The sequence below is a fragment of the Spirochaetae bacterium HGW-Spirochaetae-1 genome (assembly GCA_002839375.1).
In the GTDB taxonomy this organism is placed as follows: Bacteria; Spirochaetota; UBA4802; order UBA4802; family UBA5550; genus PGXY01.
Genome location: PGXY01000009.1, coordinates 1 through 17,801, shown reverse-complemented (window position 1 = coordinate 17,801; position 17,801 = coordinate 1). Strand labels below are relative to the sequence as shown.

The following is a 17,801-nucleotide window of genomic DNA, read 5'->3' as shown; positions in this document are numbered from 1 at the left end:
TGTACGAAATTGTTAATCGCCTTTGATGGTTCTTCTCACACGGGAACGTGCCTGAAGGAACGACGGTTTTTCATGATAAAGCCGAATATCCCCGGAAAAATACCAACCTGAAATACTTCATCGCCGTTTTCATAATCGAGAAGATTAAAACAACGGGTATTGTACTCCACCTTCCGGTGCCGCGGAACGGTCTCCACCGTATCGGGATACAGCATAGTACCATCGTCCTGGAGCCGGAATCCCCGGATTACAAAAGACCCGTCTATCTGCGGTAATTCACTGAGATCCCATTCTTTAATGTAGGTATTGAAAAACAGATCCTTGATTTTTAAATGAAAATTTCCCGCCTCACGCCCGGTTCTGCTGTCGGGATACACACGATAAAACTGCTCGCTGAACATGCCGAATATTTTTGGAACATGGGTCAGGCTGGTTACATAGACCTTCCGGAAAAAAAGGTTTTTAATCATTATATATAATCCTGCAAAACCGTACAGCAGCTTCATGGTGCCCTGGTTTTCCGCATTCGAATAAACGGCACCGCAATGGATGACACTTCTTTTCCTGTAGGTGCCCAGATACGACAATACGCAGCATGAACAATCATCCTTGGTTTTTTTGTCGGCGCAGATGACCACCAGTTTATTGTTCAGATATCTCACATCCTTAAAAAAGCTGAAGCGGGGTTTTGTTTTGAGTCTTTTTTCCGCAATGCCGCTCAGACGCTCCTGCAGATGCTTGAGGTCTTTTTGATTCATCCACACTCCGGGTTTGCTGTAAATTTCAAACCGGTATTTTTTAAAGTTAAATTTTATTTTTTTCATTCTGCCCTCCTTTTATTGACAGTATGTTTGATAGAGATATAAAAAACCGTCTGGTTGGTTTTTTATAAGGATAAAAAACTATTAGCCGGGGTTGCTGTCAATGCAATTTTGAATATTACAAGAAATATATCGTAAAGCGTTATTATAGCGGGCTGCCAATATATGGGGGGCGTTAAAAGCATGTTTCGTCCTTCATGACATATTCATCTTGACAGAGAAAAACAAGCGCCTTATCAGTGTTTCAATATCATCCACACGAGGATCTGTTATGAAAACGATTCAACCTTCCGCCCTGCTCATGTTTTTACTGTTGTTGCTCTGTCCCCTTTTCGCTGCGGATCAGCTCTACACCATAAAAATGAAGAGGGCCTTTCTACCAGGCAGCCAATATGGCATTAATGTGACCATGAAAGAAAATTTTGCCATGTCAGCGATAACCGTAGACAGAAAGGAGAAAATTGTAAATAACACCTACTCGAAACATTTAAACCTCGAAGCTGATGTGGAGATATCCCGAGTCTCTTCCACAGGGGAGCCAATACAACTAGTCTATACAATCCGTCAATTTACTGACCTGAACATAGAGGGTAATCCACCAATTCTCCCCCGGGGCTCATCAGTAACCGTGAAGATTGAAAACGATGATGAATCGTTCTTCATAAATGGGCAGGCAGTAAATGATAAACTGAATGAGCAGCTATCCGCAGTTATCAGCATCGATTCAGAGAAGGATAACACGGACTTGCTTTTTGGCACAAATAAAAAAATGTCCATTGGTGAGAAATGGGCTGTCAATACCTTGAATATAGTTGAAGGATTTAGCCACAAAAAGCTCAGCATACCGGAAAATGACATTGATGGATCGTGTTCCATCAGCAACCTATTGAAGGTGGGGGACCAAGATTGCATGAAAATCATCTGCCAGATGAATATTAAAAACGTCAACCTCTACTTTCCCGATACTATCGAGGTTAACAATTCCCTGACCAGTTTAACCTTTGAAGGCATCTATCCGTTGGATATGAACCGTAAATGCCTTAAGGATACTCTGCATATGACCTTTTCACTCGATGCTGTGGGAAAATTAAATCAGGATACTCCACCGGTCACGGTAACCGTCTCGGCTGAAATGACTAAAAAATCCATATATTCATATTAGAGGCCTTTTCCCGGCCCCCTTCTTTTTTTATTTGACATAAAATGGTGTTTGGATACCTTTGCTCCCGGAGAGTTGTCCGAGTGGTCGATGGAGGCGGTCTTGAAAACCGTTGGGTCAAAAGCCCCGGGGGTTCGAATCCCTCACTCTCCGAATCGAGTGATGGGTTAAGAATCACATTATTCACCGATCATTCGTTATGTATAGCTTCAAGGAGAGGTGCCCGAGTGGCCGAAGGGGGTTGCCTGCTAAGCAATTGTGCCGTATGGTACCGGGGGTTCGAATCCCCCCTTCTCCGAATACATTTTCCTAAACCACTTTCTAGTTCAGATACGGTAGAATCCAGTTGGATAAAAAGCTTTTAAAAGAAAAGGTCGCAAAGATTAAGACTGCATTGATAAGCAGCAAAATGTGGACTTATATTGGCAGGCTCAATAATCCGATTTTGAGACAAAAAATAATGGAGAAATGGGACATTATAAGCAAGAGTAACATGCGCAATAATATCCTGAAACAAACCTACTTCCCCTTTATCGGATGGATACTGACTATGGCGTATCTCAACGATGACGAGAATGCCCGGTATCACAGCAAGCAGGCCCTGGTACTGGCTGTTTTCTTTGCCTCGGTACTCACGGTCCTGAGTTTTTTCCTGGTTTCGCTTTCGTTGAACGACAGGATAGCACGGCTGATTTTCACGATTCTCATATATCTTTTAGAAGTGGTTTATTTCTCGCTTTGCATTACAGGAACCGTGCTTATTGTTAAAAATAAAAAGATAACGGTCCCTGTTCTTGACAAATACACAGGCTATATTAATATTTAATATATACAAAATGCGTCTGTAGCTCAGCTGGATAGAGTGCCGGACTACGAATCCGTAAGTCGGGGGTTCGAATCCCTCCAGACGCGCATAAAAAAAGGGATGTCTCTTAAAAAGGGTCATCCCTTTTTTATTCCCAAAACCCCGTGAATCCGCAATGAGATGTTTCGGTCTGACCCCTCAGGCCGGACTATGATAATTACTAAAAACATAATCATGTCGTTTAATAATTGTTGACATGTTGTGCAATATAGAGCATTTCTTTGGTGATAAATTGCACTTCAAGGAAAAGATCGAGAAGATACTGGAAAGCGAAAAAGAAAAGAAGCACACCGAGAAAAAACTCGAAAATATCAAATTCAATATAGATGAGAAAAACGGCAAATACGTTATCGAGTGCAAAAAGGAAGATTCTGATTATATTATCCAGGCAATACTCAAATATGAGAAACAGATAAAGCTGTATGCGCAGTCGTTGAAGGAAAGTTCAAAGAGTGAATAATATTTGAGGCATGACAAAGCCAGCTTTTCTAACGGTAAGCGCAATGAAAGGAAAACCGGCGGAGAGGTGATACGGGATTTGAAGGATATTGTCAAGTTTGCCGGGAAGGGATGATGCTCTCTATGCAATTCGAACAAATGCGACGTGATATTCGGCATGAACTGATTGATAGTTATAATTTTAGAAGGGACGAATAATGAGTAAAATCGAGGTACAGGGAAAAGAAATAAATATTCTTTCTCAAAATGAAGAGGATTATATTCCCCTCACCGACATGGTACGGGATATTGAAAACGGCCTTGCCCTTATTGAAAAGTGGCTGAGAAATAAGAATACCATCGAATTCCTGGGTATATGGGAGGAAATATACAATCCTGATTTTAATTCCCCCGAATTCGAGGGAATTAAAAATCAGGCCGGTCTTAACCGTTTTGTCTTATCCGTCAAACAGTGGGTTGAAAAAACAAAATCCATCGGTATCATCGCAAAAGCCGGTCGCTATGGCGGGACATACGCCCACAAGGACATTGCCTTTGAATTCGCATCGTGGATTTCTCCAAAGTTCAAACTATATCTCATAAAGGAATTCCAGCGGCTTAAGAATGAAGAACGCAAGCAGCTGGGGTGGGACATACGGAGAAACCTTGCCAGGATCAATTACCGCATTCATACGGACGCCATTAAAGAGAACCTTATCCCGGATGAACTTTCCAGGGACCAGATTAACCTTGTGTACGCCTCCTAGGCGGATGTGCTAAATATGGCGCTTTTCGGCATAACCGCCAGGGAATGGCGCGAAAAGAACCCAAGTCAAAAAGGAAATATACGAGACTATGCTGATATTTCACAGCTGGTATGCCTGTCGAACCTTGAGAACCTGAACGCGCATTTTATCAATGAGGGGATTTCGCTGCCTGAAAGGCTCCTTCGGTTGAATAATATCGCTATCCAGCAGATGCGGCTGCTTACCGTTGACAGAGGGATAAAGAAGCTTGAGTGATATGAGGATTATTCATGATGCAACCTATCAATCGAAGTGCCGTCATTATTGCGCCAAAGCAGTCTTTTTTCACGATGCTAAAGGAAATTTCCGGTAAACTGGATGAGCAGGCTGGGGATCCTCTGGATGAAGACGAGTCCACGATATACCTGCTGCCGGAAGCCGAGCTTGACGACCCGGACCTGGAAGGAAGATTGGCCCGGCACTACAGAGACATATTTTATGAGGAGCTCGAAGGATGGTTCACTGACAGAGAACGGTGGCCGAAAAATATCACCTGGCGGGAATTCCAATCATGGTTTTACATATCTTTCCAGTCAGTGGTAATTGATATGCTGGATTATGAGATTATTCATGAAGATGACATGTAAAATACATTCACGCGGCTGAAAATCGAATGGACAGAAAAGATTACATACACATTCAGAATAAAATCAGCACCGTTCTTGGCGACGATAGAAGAATCGAGTTTATTCACGGCGTTTTTTCCGCCGCTCTGTGTGCGCCCGAGATAATTCCTCCATCGGTCTGGCTTCCACTCATGCTAGAAAAAGACGGTGAGGAAATAGAATTCACTTCAATGGATATCGCCAATGAAGTCGTAGGGACTCTCATGGGTTTATACAACGACATAGCGAAGTCCCTGGCAGACGGTGAGTTTTATCCTCTTTTCTCGCACACAAAAGCCCCGGGGAAAGGACAGTTGCAAATGGACCCCGATACCGCTCAGTTGTGGTGCAGTGGTTTCGTGGGCGGACTGGGACTCTGGGAAACGGATTTTGTACCCGATGAAAAAGTAAGAGGTATTTTAACGCCGATTTTTCTAATAGTCGACACTGATGATGTTATTGAAGAAAATCCTGAAATTCCCGTTGATCTGATAAAAAAGCTAAAAAAGGAATCCGTCACGGCGGTCGCTGAATCCGTTGCCATGTTAAGAGAATACTATTTAAAAAGGACAAAGGCAGTCAAAACTCATACGGGCAGAAACGAACCGTGTCCATGCGGCAGCGGTAAAAAGTATAAAAAATGCTGCGGCATAATCTAATACGCGATAAACAGGTATGTATAATCTAAAGTAGAAGGAAACATATTTAAAGATGTAGAAACAGAAGTAAAGCTTGTTTTTCGCATAACACGGCGTTATGCGACATAAAGAATATTATCAGAAGAGTGCTCAATAAACTACTCGATCAGAATTCACCAGCGCATGGGGGAAATGTCGATGGAACCGGGGTCCATTCAGGTTTACCAGGACAATTCAGTCGAACCCTGGAGCGGGATGGGGAATGCAATGGTTTATGACAATAGTACGCCTGTCGTTTCAACGTATCCTGATTCCCGTCTCCATAACCTCTTTTGCCATGGGATGGGAGAGTACGAAATCACGAGAATGAAACGGGAGTGGCTCGATCCGAAGATCAATGCCCCGCCTCAATCTCATGAGAGCAAGCCTGTCATCGACAGGGTCCCCCGTAAAATCATCAGCGACGACAGCAACGTCAATATCGCTGTCTTTGTCTTCGTTTCCGCGGGCCCTCGAACCGAAGAGATACACGCCGCGCAGGCTATACTGTGCTTCAAGAACGCTCGCGTACCTGCAAAGAATGTCCTTTATATTTTCTCCAACAGCGATATCAGCCATTTACGAATCTCCTCTATTTTTTCGATAGATGCGCCGGTATAATCTTTTGAACACTTGCGATAAAAATCCTGCCGGTAATCAGGATACCTGGCATTGATATTAAATGTAGTCACGATATCCAGGGCATCTTTCATTTCTTCACTGGTAGTCACGCCGGAGCGCTCGGCAAGAAACGCGAGATCATGCGTTCTTGGAGGAATCGCGCCCTCATCATTATTCTTCACATATAATGCCTTAAGAAGCTTCTCAATCACAAGATGGCCCATGAACAGACTCCAGTGATAATCCCCGCTCTTGTAAAGATTCCTCATAGTCCCATAATCGCGATCAGAGGTCTCTTTCCAATAGTTTATCAGTTCTTTCTTATCCATAGCTCATTATATGTGGCGGTTATCAGTACTGTCAAGCCATATATGGCACAGTCTCTCTTTGTCCTGATCTGTATTTTTTCACATGACTATTTACTGTAATATACAAGATGTCATTCTTTGAAATTTAGAGAAAGACCATAAACGGCAACGAGTATTGTTACCTCAAATACCGGGAAGATAGAAAGGTAAAAACAGCGTACCTCGGGAAGCCGGGCAGCGATACGGTTGCCGAGGCCGAGGAAAAGCTCGAGCAGTACCGGCTGAGTACAAAGAATAAATTACAGAAACGTGGGATTGGAAAATATATTGTGCAGACTATTAGATACAAGGAATGGGATGATATTGCTGGCGTATCTTTCGTAACCCTAACGTACGCAGAAGGATATGTGACCGCCTTCAGAACCTTCGATACAAAAACACCTATAAGGATAATGATAATGTTGTTGGGGAATATTAACCTTTTTATATGCTTTAATGTGGGTTAATATCTATGATTAATTATCATCATATTCACTCCACCGCCATTCATGAGTTACTTCATAACCTCTTTCATTACCCAGAGCTTCAATAACATCATGAGGTCCTTCGATACTGCCCTCAGTCCAGTTATCCCACTCAAAGGTAAGCACAATTCCTTGTCTTTTCAGTTTTACTTTTCCATAATCTATCCAGGCATCGAAACCATTATAAACATATATTTTTTTCCAACCGGAATCGATTAGTTCTTCAATTATTTTATTAAATTGCTTTGTTGGAATATCTTTAATAGTGGCCAAATTCAGCTGTTTAAACCGTAGCTTGGCAAACTGTCTTAATATGCGTCCAATCAATTCCATGTTTAATTCCTAAATCAGATTTGTAAAAAAGTCTTTATGATATGATTATTCCCCCCACAGCCCTACCCTGCTCTCCCTGGCTTCGCGGTAGGCCTTCAGGAACCGGTCCTTGTACTTCCCATTGGGCGGGATGGTCATAACACTGGCGTACCCTGCCCTCACGATTTCCTCGTTGAGCATCCTCCCATCGGGAAAATAGAGATATGCCAGAAGCCGGCCGTAACGGTCCCGGCGCTCCACATCAAATTCAATTTCCAGCACACTGCCCTTCCCCACCAGGCTTTTCACAAAGGCCGCGGCCTTCTTCCCCTGGGAAGTAATGACCTGCAGGTCTTTGCCGGAACGGCCCGCGTCGCGGCGGGCCTTTGTATTGTCAAGGTGATTTACTTGGAAAAACTCGAATCCTACGGGAACAATGCCTTGGATGATTCCTACACCGACGCCATAAAGTCCTCTAAAAATTTCGGCACGGTTACTTCCGACCTGAAAAGGGAACTCATCGTCATTCCCTTTATTTTCGGGTATTATTCCCAGTGAATATATTTATATATGATGTGCTGGGACAAAATGCCTTTTAGCTGTCGATTACTCTTGGAGAGTCATTTTATATAAATCACCGTGATATAAGGTACCTTCAGAGGGTACACGAACAAAAACAACTGTGCTACCGCTCCAAGTTGCTTGATGATCAGGTCTCCCGTCGAATGTTAATTGTGTCAGATTATCACCCGACAGACTCATTACATAAAGTCCGTTGGGTTCGCCACCATCTGCACCGGCAATAATTTTTGATCCCTGAGGGGACATGCATGGCCAAGGAAAATTTCCAGTATTCTCTACCTTTATAGGTGGATTAATGCTCTGACTATCTGATGGTATAAATGTATATGCTCCGCATGTTTCGCCAATAAGAGGATTAAACAATGCAATTCTTGGGTTGGTAGTTGTCGGATTATTAGGACTGGTTGGGTCTGTCCCCCAGGCTAATCTAAGAGCTGAATTACTTAAGGGCCAGCCGAAACCCAGGTAAAGACCATCGGTAACACCATCACCTCTATATTCCATAACTGTAAACCAGGATGATGACGGTACAGGAGTGAGATCGCAAATCCAGAAACAAAATGAATCAACAACATCTAAAGACCATGTCTGCGTTAGGTTTGTTCCATTAGGACTGATTTCCCAGAGGGTTCCTCCAGTGTGGCCGGAGTAGGATCCGGCAACTTTAATAAAACCAATATTAGCGCCATCGGGAGTCCATTGCGGACAAAATTCGCTATCATTGGGCGTATTTGTTACATGAGTCAAGTTCGTACCATCTACATTAATGGTCCAAATATCCGAGGTGGCATTATTTGCTGTACTGGTAAGTCGAACAAATGCAATTTTTAAGCCATCAGGAGAAAGGTGAGGATCACAACCATCCCTAACAAGTAAGCTTGGAGAAGCGCGGAAAAACGCACTGATGGTGTGATTGGAACCAACATTGTAAAATGTATAACTTGATACAGGGCCTACATATATACTATCAGCCCATACAGTTGAGATAGCATAGCCTTCATCCGGTGTTATTGTGAATGTCTGATCATCATCTTCTTCTACAAATACTCTACCAATCGGTGATATGCTGCCTCCATTACCAGCTGTTGCCACTATTGAATAGGTAGTATCTTCACCGTCAACATGTAAAGTGCTTCCTGTGCATAAACCTACATTGTTGCTTTCATTACTTTCTTCAATAGAATTGGTACTGTCTATGACATAAAGGATATAGTAATAACCGGAGGGTATAGATGGAAACTTAATAAAATCATCCGGCTCAATAATGATTATAACATCGCTTGATTCTGCCGGCATGGAAGACACTCTCTGTCTGGCAATAAAATAATCACTTGTCCCGGTAAATCTCTGATCAGTTGAGGCGTATAGATCGATATAAAAAGAACCTGCATCAACTTCGCTGTTATTTCCAACCATACAGAGAGCCTGAAAATTTTCTCCATAACTCACCGGATTTGGTATTAGTTGTTCATAATAACTACCGCTGTCGACTAAATCAGGCTTATGGTAATCAGTATCATCAGTATTTGTGTTTTCACATGTGATGAAAATGGATGCTGCAGCTATAAAAAAAATATATACAATAAATTTTTTCATGGCATCCTCCAGTAATAATTGGTTGTTAGTATATAGATTGTTTTAAAAACGCTTCTAAACTGATATTTTACTAAAAATTAATTCCCCAGCTTCCGCTCGATGTCACCTCGCCACATATTCTCCAGTGATAGAATCCTCCATAGTGTTGTAGAACTTTCCACTAATGGGAAAGTAAAAGGGAATTATATTTCCCATTTACATAAACCGAAAAATAAAATATCTCCATCATATACATCAGATGAATAAAATTTTATATATCCCTGTCTGCAAACCTTTTTCCTTGTTAAATCTTTGTACAGCATTGACCTTTTTCACCATCCATAGCTAAATAAAGATATTCACTGCTAAACCAGTAATCGAATTGGTGTTTTGAGCCGATTCGAAAATAATAATCATCTGCGTCGATATTATTTACTACTTCAAACAGTAATTCACTATCTCCAGAATCTATTAATTTAAACTCGACTACCCATACTGTTTCAAGATAATAATATCCTGAAAGACTTAAGGCCACTTTCTTTACTGTTAAGGATGTTTCTTGAAAATTATGAATTAGATTTGCACATATTCCTTTATCATCACATGTTCTATAAAACGCATATATTCCTGGAGAGCTTGTTTCAACTGCATAAGTATCAAAATGCCACTTGCCGTTTAATTTAGATGGGATTTTTATGGAAGATTCGTCTGATGAACCAGAATCATCGCAACAAAGTAAAATACATAAAATTGATATAGATATAATTTGAAACAATAAATTTTTGATTTTCATTTTTTCTCCTTTTCATCAGAACCATTGTTCGTATATTTACTTGCTATTTCATCTTTACTTTTCATATGGTTCTTCTTATTTTTTAACTGAAACAGTAATAAAAGAAATATTACTATCCGTATTTCAATCATTAGCTTAATAAAATAACTGTTCGTTCCAGAATAATTCACCTCTGGAGTATAGATAAATAATAATAATACCCCCAACTTTGTAATTAGCAGGGAGTAGAGATAATAAGGCTTTACATTATTTATATAGCAGAAATGCCTGAAAAAATAAAATCATTCGTCACTTTCTTCATCCTTAATTGTGTCAATCTCTTCTGGATAATAGGAAGTGGTTTTTTTAATGATGTTTGCATGCTGATTAACACATTCACACTGGCATTTGTCGTAACACCCTTCAACACTTTCTTCACAATTTTGAGGTGTCCCGCCCTGATCATAACATTCTTCTCTTGCAGCATCACAGGCATCCTCATTCTCACATGAGACGGAGATAACTGATGGCAAGATGACGGCAGTGAAAAAAATAAAAACAAATGTCACAATCTTTCTAACAATATACGATTTCATAATTACTTTTCTTAATATACGCTCTTTCATTTTTCAAGACCTCCGTTCGCTTTTATTTTTACCCCGCCTTTCCTTTAGTAAAGCGATCCATAACGGAAAGAACGAAGTCAATATCCCTATCATCAGCTGTATCTAAAAAAAGCAGCATCCTGGCCATCCGCGGATCTTTTAACAGCTCTGTTGTATCCTCAGGGAAAATCATGGGTCCTTGACCGCGCAACAGCCATTGAGCAGAGACTGGGTATTTTTCAAGGATCAATTGTATGTATTCCAGGTCCGGATGTGCTGCTCCGGACTCAACCGCTTTTAAACATGTAAAGGGTAAACCGGTTTTGTGTGAAAACTCATGCTTAGTTATATTCAACAATTCCCTCAGTTCTCTGATCCGTTTTCCGGGCATAATTCCCTCAAATTATCATATAATAAGATAATATAATGCATAAAGATACAAAATATCATATATTATGATTTGCAGAGCTATACTTATATAAAAAATATTTTTATCATTTTAATTTTTTAGTGGATAATTATTTATATTATAGAAGAAACAGGATATTTATTCAGAACGACAAAAAATATATGAACAAGGAATCCAATGATAATAGGCACCCGTATTAAAGAATTAAGGAAAAAATTAAATTTCACCCAGGCCGAACTTGCAAAAAAACTCAATATATCAAAATCAATGATTGCAATGGTCGAATCAGGGGCCCAGAGCCCTTCCTTTGCCTTTATTATGCTGCTGCTGCAACAATTCGACTGTTCTGCTGACTGGCTTATTCAGGGCAGGGGAGAAATGTTTCCTGAAAAACATGATAAGTCCCTTGATGAGGCGCACCATTATCGCCGGGAACTCATTGAGATGTTTTTCAAAACAGCCGGTATTGAGGATTGCGAACTGGTGCTGAAACTCATGGAACGAATCATACAGGATTACCCGAAAGAGAATAAGCAATAAAAAATTGAATTGCTTGTTATATCAGAAACAATCTATGCATTAATATATTATCCGCAAAATTCAATATTTCATCTAACTATAGGTATGAACATTTTATCGCTGTTGTTGATGTCAAAGAACAAATTTTAAAAGTCTTCCAGAAAAAAGAACAAATGGAAAAGTCTATTTATAATACCTGATGAGTCCTCAATTCTGTAAAATAAAAGTGTCAACAATGTTTCCTGGCATTCATCACTTACTCTGCAATCATCCAGAAAAGGTCCGTAACATCCGTTGCCGTCCACCCTGGATCCTGTGAAAAATCTTCATCATATACGACCTGACCGTTTTCTGTAATTATTATATTATCTATTTCGCCTGACGACATGCCGGACCCATCGCCACCTGGATCGCCAAGAATCAGTTGTGTTATTTTATATGGTGCGGATATATCTTCCATTGAAAAAGTTGCTACTATTGTACTTGTTGAACGGTCTTGTATTACAAGACTTGTAGTTCTCTCCTGATAATTATATGAAAGTATGCATCTGTACCAGTTTGTGTATGTGTAATCAAAATATTGTGTCTCAGCACCATCAGTCGTTGATAGCATTATATTCCTCCCTCCATCAGCATTACTGAAAATTAATATTGAACGGCCAGAATCAGTTATGTCAGGATTCCATAAACCAAGAAGTACACCTCCTGACCAGGTACATGCGTCGATTTTAATATCCGCTTCAAGTGTAAAACTTCCGTAGTTGATGTCTTCATAGACATATTCACCTTCGCTTTCAACACACGTTAAATGGTATGTTTCGGAAGAATTTATTCTGTATAAATCAGAAGGATCAGTGACAGTCCATGCGGGATCCTGTGAAAAATCTTCCTGGTATACGACCTGGCCGTTTTCTGTCATACTGAGATTATCAATCTCGCATGAAGCTGTACCATAGCCATCTCCACCAGGGTTACCGATCAACAGGCCTGAAACCCCTGCAGGAATGGGAGCATCTGTTATCGATGCCGTTGCTACAGTTGTTCCGCTTGAACGATTTTTAATTACCAATGTGCATGACTGCTCGCTCCAGTCGTAACTCATCAGGGCTGTGTACCATGTATCTAATGAATAATTGTAATAAGCTTTCTGAGAACCACCACCATCTATTGATAAAATAAATACCCGGCCGCCGTCATCATTGCTTACACCAAAAGTTGCTCTACTGCTGTTACCTATATCAGGATTCCATAAGCCAAAGGCTATACCACCGGACCATGTGCACTCTTCCATTTTAAAGTCGACCTCAAGTGTAAAATCACCATAGTTGATCTCTTTGTAGGCGATTTCTTTTTCGCTATCGACACATCGGAAAGAATATGTGCCATCTACCGCTTCTTCAACAATTATCCTGACGGCGGTCATTGCCATCGTGCCCGCAATCGGTCCATCTGGATCGTACCAGCTGAAGTTTATGTATCCCTGCTCAATGGCCGTCTCAAAATTGCTTTCATCTAACAGTGCAACGATATTGCCGTTTGTCCAGTCTGCTGTGCAACCGGGATGTGTGCCTGACATTAGTTGATCAGCATTATACGTCCCTGCCATGGCGACGACAATATAATATGTCCCGCTTTCACAGGGCACGGTTACGTCTATGGGAACCGTATAGTCATTCTCACCGGTACTTACATCACTGTTGATTGCCCAGTAGCTGCTTTCGGGGTTTCCCCAGGTAGGTGTTGCTGCCAGTGGCGCGATAGCGGCTGCCGGCATGTTGTTGATGACCCTGACAATCAAATTGCCGGTTATTTGTGAACACGCGTCAACAGTAATCTCCGGGTCTGACGGGCTTATCATGTAACCATTAATAATCCCGGACTGCAGGGTGATCTTGATTAAATAACTTGTGATTGTAAAGTATTCACTGAAGGCATAATGTTCAGAATCATAATAAACACGGACCCGATAATCGGCTCCAACATTCAAACCAGATGGAACATTATACCCAGTATAACTCCCATCATTAGTAGTGGATGAAATAATCGTGTCAACAAGAGTCTCTCCTTTATAGAGATCCAGCCTGACATTTCCGTCCAGGTCTCCATGCTCCCAGGTTACTTCTACATTTTCTTTATTCCACCACCATGTTGCAGAAGTGTTCGGGGACGTAACATCAATATCGCTGATATCAATCTCATATGTTGCTTCGGCAATATTACTGTTTTCCATACCGTCCTTTACTGCAATTGCTTTTATTGTTATTTCAGTGCCATTACCTGATATCAATACTGGTGTATTATATAGCGAGGAAAAAATAGTTGGAGCCTCTCCATTTTTTGTATAGTAAATCTGTGCATCTGGCGTTGTACACCCAATTTCAACACTAATGTCACTGTTGTATATGCCGCCAGCATAACTGAATTGTGGTGTACTCACACGATTCTCAGTGGGGTAATTACTCTCTGGATTTTCCCACACGCCGCATGATAGAATAAGAGATGACAACAAAAAAATAATCAGTGTTGCAATGCGAACATGTTTTTTATTCATAACCCGGCTCCTTTGAATAATATTCCTTTTGAACAGGTGATGTTTTGAAATCCAAACTGCTAAAATGAAATTCCTATTTTAACATTACAGTTAATCTCATTATAGTATTCATTGATACTGTTATCATTAAGATTAAAACTGAAGTAGATATTATTAACTCCGTCATTGTAATGAAGGATCCCCGGTGTATTGCTGCTGAAATCCGGTTTTGACAGAAACAGTACATCTATCCAGTTAAGCAGGTATATCCCGGCAAATATCCCCAGCGCTATATTTGCCTGTCTGAAGGCCTTCTGCGTTGCATCATAATTTTTATCGTGCAGGACCTGTTGCTCCGCTTCAGTTAATCCAGCATAATCTTCGTTCTCATAAATATTTCTTTTATCACTCCAGTTGTATATGGAATATCCGAAATAAGCACCGCCTGCAAGAAATCCGATACCGAAAAATGCGGCTTTAACGTACCTGTCAGAATAATGTTGCGCCAGTCCCGGGATGATGCCCCTGAAATAATAACCAGCCATAGTTTTATTTTCTGGAGGTGAGGGCTTGGCTGGCACTTTTACCGGTCCCTGTGTTAGATTAAGAATCCCTTCAGCGGATCTGTTAGCCAGTAAATTGATCGAGCTCTCTATTACCCCTTCCACATCGGCAATTTCGGAATCGGCATACATCACGCTGCCCTCTCTTACACCAATAAATTTTAATGTAATGGTGAATTTTGCCAGTTTATTCACGCTCCCCAGTACGACCATATCAACAGAAAGCATTTTGCCCAGTTCCACCGCGCAGCCCGTATCCGTGCAGCCCGTCTGTTCAAACCCCTGTTCCCGTAATATGGTTTCGATACGGTTTCTTTCAAGTATGTCAAAGGCATTTGTTTTATATAGACGTACTTCTGTAATATCGCGGACAACATTGGCATAGGAGGCAGGAACATTATTCGGTACAAAATTTAAAATTGCCACTTTCTTCTTTTCTAGTGCAAAAGCACTATGAACAATAAAAAGAAAAGCTGTTTGTATAATTAAAAATGAAATTGTAATAAATTTTTTTCTTTTTTTCATTTTGGTTCCCTTTTTATTTTATATTGTCCAATTAATTATTAACAGATATATGATAATTGGTTTTATCTACCTGTCTTATTTCAGAATTTGCTATATAGTCCGGTTTTACTTAAAATCGTGACAAAGATATTTACAATTTTTCAGAAATATTTTTTGCTATATCTGCACAGGCTGCCGCTGTTTCCTCTTCTGATTTCAGTTTAACGGAAATTAAATATTCAATCCGGGAGGTGCTGCTGTTTATGAGCTTGATTGTCAGGTATTTGGTTTCTCCCAGGTTTTGCACGGATCCCATTAATATTTTAGGTGGATTTATATCGATGGCCTTTTTACCGAGTATGAGCACTTTTCTTTTACCCAGGATCTGTTCCAGTTCAGAAGTAATTTTTTCGGAAATAATCACGGCATCGGCACTTCCCGTGAAAGAATCAACTCCAATCAAATAATTAACGGGTATTGCCGGATTCTGTTGTGAATCCGGGGCGATTAATTTATATTTTTCAATAATAGAATTATTTTCAATGGTCTTTTCCGGTAGATGTGGTGCTGACGGGAAATTTGAAAATAGAAAATAGAAGGATGCTGTGGTGAGAGCCAACATCACGGCTGAAGATAAAATGAGTAAAAATTGAGACCGGGCGATGGTTAACTTAATATTAAATTTCCTGGCTGCATATAGAATGAACAGCACTTTTCCGAAAATGAAGCTATAATCGCCGGCATTTTTCAGAATGACTGTGAGTCCCTTTTTGCTGTTCAATACCGCGAAAGACTGGATATCCTCAGGTACCGGATAGACAAATTTATATTTATCGAGAAGTTCGCGGAAGTTATTGACGATTACGGTCATAACAGCTCCTCAATGCTCTCTATACCATGATTTACCTTTAAATATTCCAGTATACCGTTTACTATTTTAATAAATTTGTATCCAATTTGTCTTTTTGAGAGGCCTAAAATATCTCCAACATTCGAATAGCTGTAGTTGTAAACAGCAATATAATCAAAAATGAGTTTTTCTTCCTCACTCATGTCAGCCTTCTCAATTGCTTCGTTAATTATGATTCTTGTGTCTCGAAATCCATTGGTAAATGTCAGCGCAATATCATCGAAAAGTCTGTCAATCTGTTCCCTGTTTTTAGATTTCTGTTCATAGTACCTGCAAGTAACATATCTCAATGTGCCAAATAACCACTTTCTGACATTTAACACTTCATCGAATTTTTCATACAATAGAATAAATACTTCCTGGCATATATCATTCGCGTCTTCTTTATTTCCTACTTTCGTAAACAATGCATTCATAACCAGCGGAAAATATTCGATATACATTTCTGAAAATCGATCACGTTTTTTTTTGTCAACAGCCATTGATTTTTCTTTTAAGTAGGTCCGAAATTTTTTTAAATCGATACATCATTACATGTATTTTAATATATAGACTGCATATTCAGATTATGGGTATCAGAAAGGGGCAAAGAGGGATTTGGGATGGTGTATGTAACTGATTTCAGGAAATTCACCTGAAAATAATTAGTTACAGGGTCCGGATCTACTCTATTCTGATATGCCAAAAGGTCCTCTACTGAGAGAGGATAGTATCTGTGCATTTAATAATAGTGTTTATTAACCGGTTCCAATTTAGAACAATATTGTGTAAATATGCTCTAAAAAGTCAATACAATTTTGTACACTAATCATGTCCCTGAAAAGTCCGATAATACTTTTCAGGGACATGAAAAGACCGGTCATTTCAATGCAGTTATGATATATAACAGGTATTGAAACGAGGTCATTATATCATGGTAACGGGAAGCTGGGAGGATGTTGACTAAACCTGTCAAATAATCACTGAGTGTCTCCGGCACCAGGTATTAATATGCCATTCGGGATTGTGCGCACACCGGGAATGGTTGCTTTACATTGACTCAGCTTTTCTTACACTTGCGCAGCGAACGGCCACACAGCGTGGCAATTGTTGTGAGTGCCGACGAGGCCTTTCAGAAGGTAATTTTTAGAGGGGTCGTATATGATTCTTTTTACGCTTTCATCATCCCTGAGATTTTTTATGGTATTGTTTCTTAGTGAGAAGTTTTTATTTTTATCCAGGGCAATAGATGCAATGAATTTCTGATCATTGATTCATGCTATGGCCTCTTCTTCAACGAACCAGTGGTCTCCCTTCAGGATAATTTTTTTTAAAAGGTCCTAGTCTCTAGCATCATCGTGGCCTGTGATCGTACAATGGAGCTTTTATTTCCTGACTGCTTTTTTTTAGTGCCTCGACCCGGATAATGTCTGTGTACGCTTTTACGGCTACTCTCTGGAGCTTTTTCTGGTCATTGAGATGTTCCAGAGCAAGGAATCGATTTCAGGAATTCTATCAGCGCCTTCTCTTTCGATTTGTTGTGTATATCAATTATTACCCTGCTCATAGCTGCCTCTTTCACGTTTTAAGAATAAAATATCCTTCCATGCAATACTGTCAAGACGAGTTTATGCAAATATCTTAGATTCAACAATTAAGTGCAACACCTTTCTTCAAAAACAATTCCATCGGTGTTGAAAAATCAAGCCGTTTTCTC

At 40.2% G+C, this 17,801-nt stretch carries 19 protein-coding genes, 3 tRNA genes and 1 pseudogene; 10 read left to right on the top strand and 13 right to left on the bottom strand.

Annotation, left to right across the window (positions count from 1 at the left end):
• Window positions 1-35: 35 nt before the first annotated feature.
• The gene (locus CVV44_17320; GenBank protein PKL35983.1) at window positions 36-824 is read right to left on the bottom strand and encodes a hypothetical protein; all 789 of its coding nucleotides are present in this window, start codon (window positions 822-824) and stop codon (window positions 36-38) included.
• Between the two features lie 268 nt (window positions 825-1,092).
• Between CVV44_17320 and CVV44_17315 the strand changes: the two genes are divergently transcribed.
• The 9 genes and pseudogenes from CVV44_17315 to CVV44_17275 all read left to right on the top strand — a co-directional run bounded on the left by CVV44_17315 (window position 1,093) and on the right by CVV44_17275 (window position 5,353).
• Window positions 1,093-1,983 (top strand): hypothetical protein, encoded by an 891-nt coding sequence (locus CVV44_17315; GenBank protein ID PKL35982.1) that lies wholly within the window; start codon window positions 1,093-1,095, stop codon window positions 1,981-1,983.
• 66 nt (window positions 1,984-2,049) lie between these two features.
• Window positions 2,050-2,133: transfer RNA gene (locus tag CVV44_17310), tRNA-Ser, on the top strand.
• Window positions 2,134-2,193: 60 nt separating this feature from the next.
• Window positions 2,194-2,278, top strand: a tRNA-Ser gene (locus CVV44_17305).
• 48 nt (window positions 2,279-2,326) lie between these two features.
• Window positions 2,327-2,806, top strand: coding sequence for a hypothetical protein (locus CVV44_17300; GenBank protein PKL35981.1), 480 nt, complete (start codon window positions 2,327-2,329; stop codon window positions 2,804-2,806).
• 12 nt (window positions 2,807-2,818) lie between these two features.
• A tRNA-Arg gene (locus CVV44_17295) sits at window positions 2,819-2,892 on the top strand.
• A gap of 149 nt (window positions 2,893-3,041) precedes the next feature.
• The gene (locus CVV44_17290) at window positions 3,042-3,305 is read left to right on the top strand and encodes a hypothetical protein (GenBank protein PKL35980.1); all 264 of its coding nucleotides are present in this window, start codon (window positions 3,042-3,044) and stop codon (window positions 3,303-3,305) included.
• Window positions 3,306-3,501: 196 nt separating this feature from the next.
• Window positions 3,502-4,305 (top strand): annotated as a pseudogene (locus CVV44_17285) (DNA-binding protein).
• Window positions 4,306-4,319: 14 nt separating this feature from the next.
• Window positions 4,320-4,676, top strand: coding sequence for a hypothetical protein (locus CVV44_17280; GenBank protein ID PKL35979.1), 357 nt, complete (start codon window positions 4,320-4,322; stop codon window positions 4,674-4,676).
• A 26-nt stretch (window positions 4,677-4,702) separates the two neighbouring features.
• The gene (locus CVV44_17275; protein ID PKL36266.1) at window positions 4,703-5,353 is read left to right on the top strand and encodes a hypothetical protein; all 651 of its coding nucleotides are present in this window, start codon (window positions 4,703-4,705) and stop codon (window positions 5,351-5,353) included.
• 276 nt (window positions 5,354-5,629) lie between these two features.
• Here the strand turns inward: CVV44_17275 and CVV44_17270 are convergent, their stop codons facing one another.
• From CVV44_17270 to CVV44_17235, 8 genes are all read right to left on the bottom strand, one after another.
• Entirely contained in the window at window positions 5,630-5,950 is a 321-nt protein-coding gene (locus tag CVV44_17270) for a nucleotidyltransferase (protein ID PKL35978.1), read from the bottom strand.
• Window positions 5,920-6,321: a DNA-binding protein gene (locus CVV44_17265; GenBank protein PKL35977.1), complete on the bottom strand. Its 402-nt coding sequence runs from the start codon at window positions 6,319-6,321 to the stop codon at window positions 5,920-5,922. Before CVV44_17265 ends, CVV44_17270 begins: the two co-directional genes overlap by 31 nt.
• 494 nt (window positions 6,322-6,815) lie before the next feature.
• Window positions 6,816-7,157, bottom strand: coding sequence for a hypothetical protein (locus CVV44_17260; protein ID PKL35976.1), 342 nt, complete (start codon window positions 7,155-7,157; stop codon window positions 6,816-6,818).
• 45 nt (window positions 7,158-7,202) lie between these two features.
• Window positions 7,203-7,700, bottom strand: a complete 498-nt coding sequence (locus CVV44_17255) for a hypothetical protein (GenBank protein ID PKL35975.1) — start codon at window positions 7,698-7,700, stop codon at window positions 7,203-7,205.
• 42 nt (window positions 7,701-7,742) lie between these two features.
• The gene (locus CVV44_17250; protein ID PKL35974.1) at window positions 7,743-9,314 is read right to left on the bottom strand and encodes a hypothetical protein; all 1,572 of its coding nucleotides are present in this window, start codon (window positions 9,312-9,314) and stop codon (window positions 7,743-7,745) included.
• 283 nt (window positions 9,315-9,597) lie between these two features.
• Window positions 9,598-10,086 carry a hypothetical protein gene (locus CVV44_17245; protein PKL35973.1) on the bottom strand — a complete coding sequence of 163 codons (489 nt, stop codon included), beginning with the start codon at window positions 10,084-10,086 and terminating at the stop codon, window positions 9,598-9,600.
• Between the two features lie 250 nt (window positions 10,087-10,336).
• A complete protein-coding gene (locus CVV44_17240; GenBank protein PKL35972.1) occupies window positions 10,337-10,552 on the bottom strand; it encodes a hypothetical protein in 216 nt (71 codons plus the stop codon).
• A 167-nt stretch (window positions 10,553-10,719) separates the two neighbouring features.
• Window positions 10,720-11,061 carry a hypothetical protein gene (locus tag CVV44_17235; GenBank protein ID PKL35971.1) on the bottom strand — a complete coding sequence of 114 codons (342 nt, stop codon included), beginning with the start codon at window positions 11,059-11,061 and terminating at the stop codon, window positions 10,720-10,722.
• Window positions 11,062-11,256: 195 nt separating this feature from the next.
• Here CVV44_17235 and CVV44_17230 point away from each other — a divergent pair, with 195 nt between their 5' ends.
• On the top strand, window positions 11,257-11,619 hold the full coding sequence (locus CVV44_17230; protein PKL35970.1) for a hypothetical protein: 363 nt from the start codon (window positions 11,257-11,259) through the stop codon (window positions 11,617-11,619).
• A 235-nt stretch (window positions 11,620-11,854) separates the two neighbouring features.
• Here the strand turns inward: CVV44_17230 and CVV44_17225 are convergent, their stop codons facing one another.
• From CVV44_17225 to CVV44_17210, 4 genes are all read right to left on the bottom strand, one after another.
• The gene (locus CVV44_17225) at window positions 11,855-14,149 is read right to left on the bottom strand and encodes a hypothetical protein (GenBank protein PKL35969.1); all 2,295 of its coding nucleotides are present in this window, start codon (window positions 14,147-14,149) and stop codon (window positions 11,855-11,857) included.
• A gap of 59 nt (window positions 14,150-14,208) precedes the next feature.
• Complete coding sequence (locus CVV44_17220) at window positions 14,209-15,216, bottom strand: hypothetical protein (protein ID PKL35968.1); 1,008 nt, start codon at window positions 15,214-15,216, stop codon at window positions 14,209-14,211.
• Between the two features lie 130 nt (window positions 15,217-15,346).
• On the bottom strand, window positions 15,347-16,066 hold the full coding sequence (locus CVV44_17215; protein PKL35967.1) for a hypothetical protein: 720 nt from the start codon (window positions 16,064-16,066) through the stop codon (window positions 15,347-15,349).
• Window positions 16,063-16,587: a hypothetical protein gene (locus CVV44_17210; protein PKL35966.1), complete on the bottom strand. Its 525-nt coding sequence runs from the start codon at window positions 16,585-16,587 to the stop codon at window positions 16,063-16,065. Before CVV44_17210 ends, CVV44_17215 begins: the two co-directional genes overlap by 4 nt.
• Between the last annotated feature and the right edge of the window lie 1,214 nt (window positions 16,588-17,801).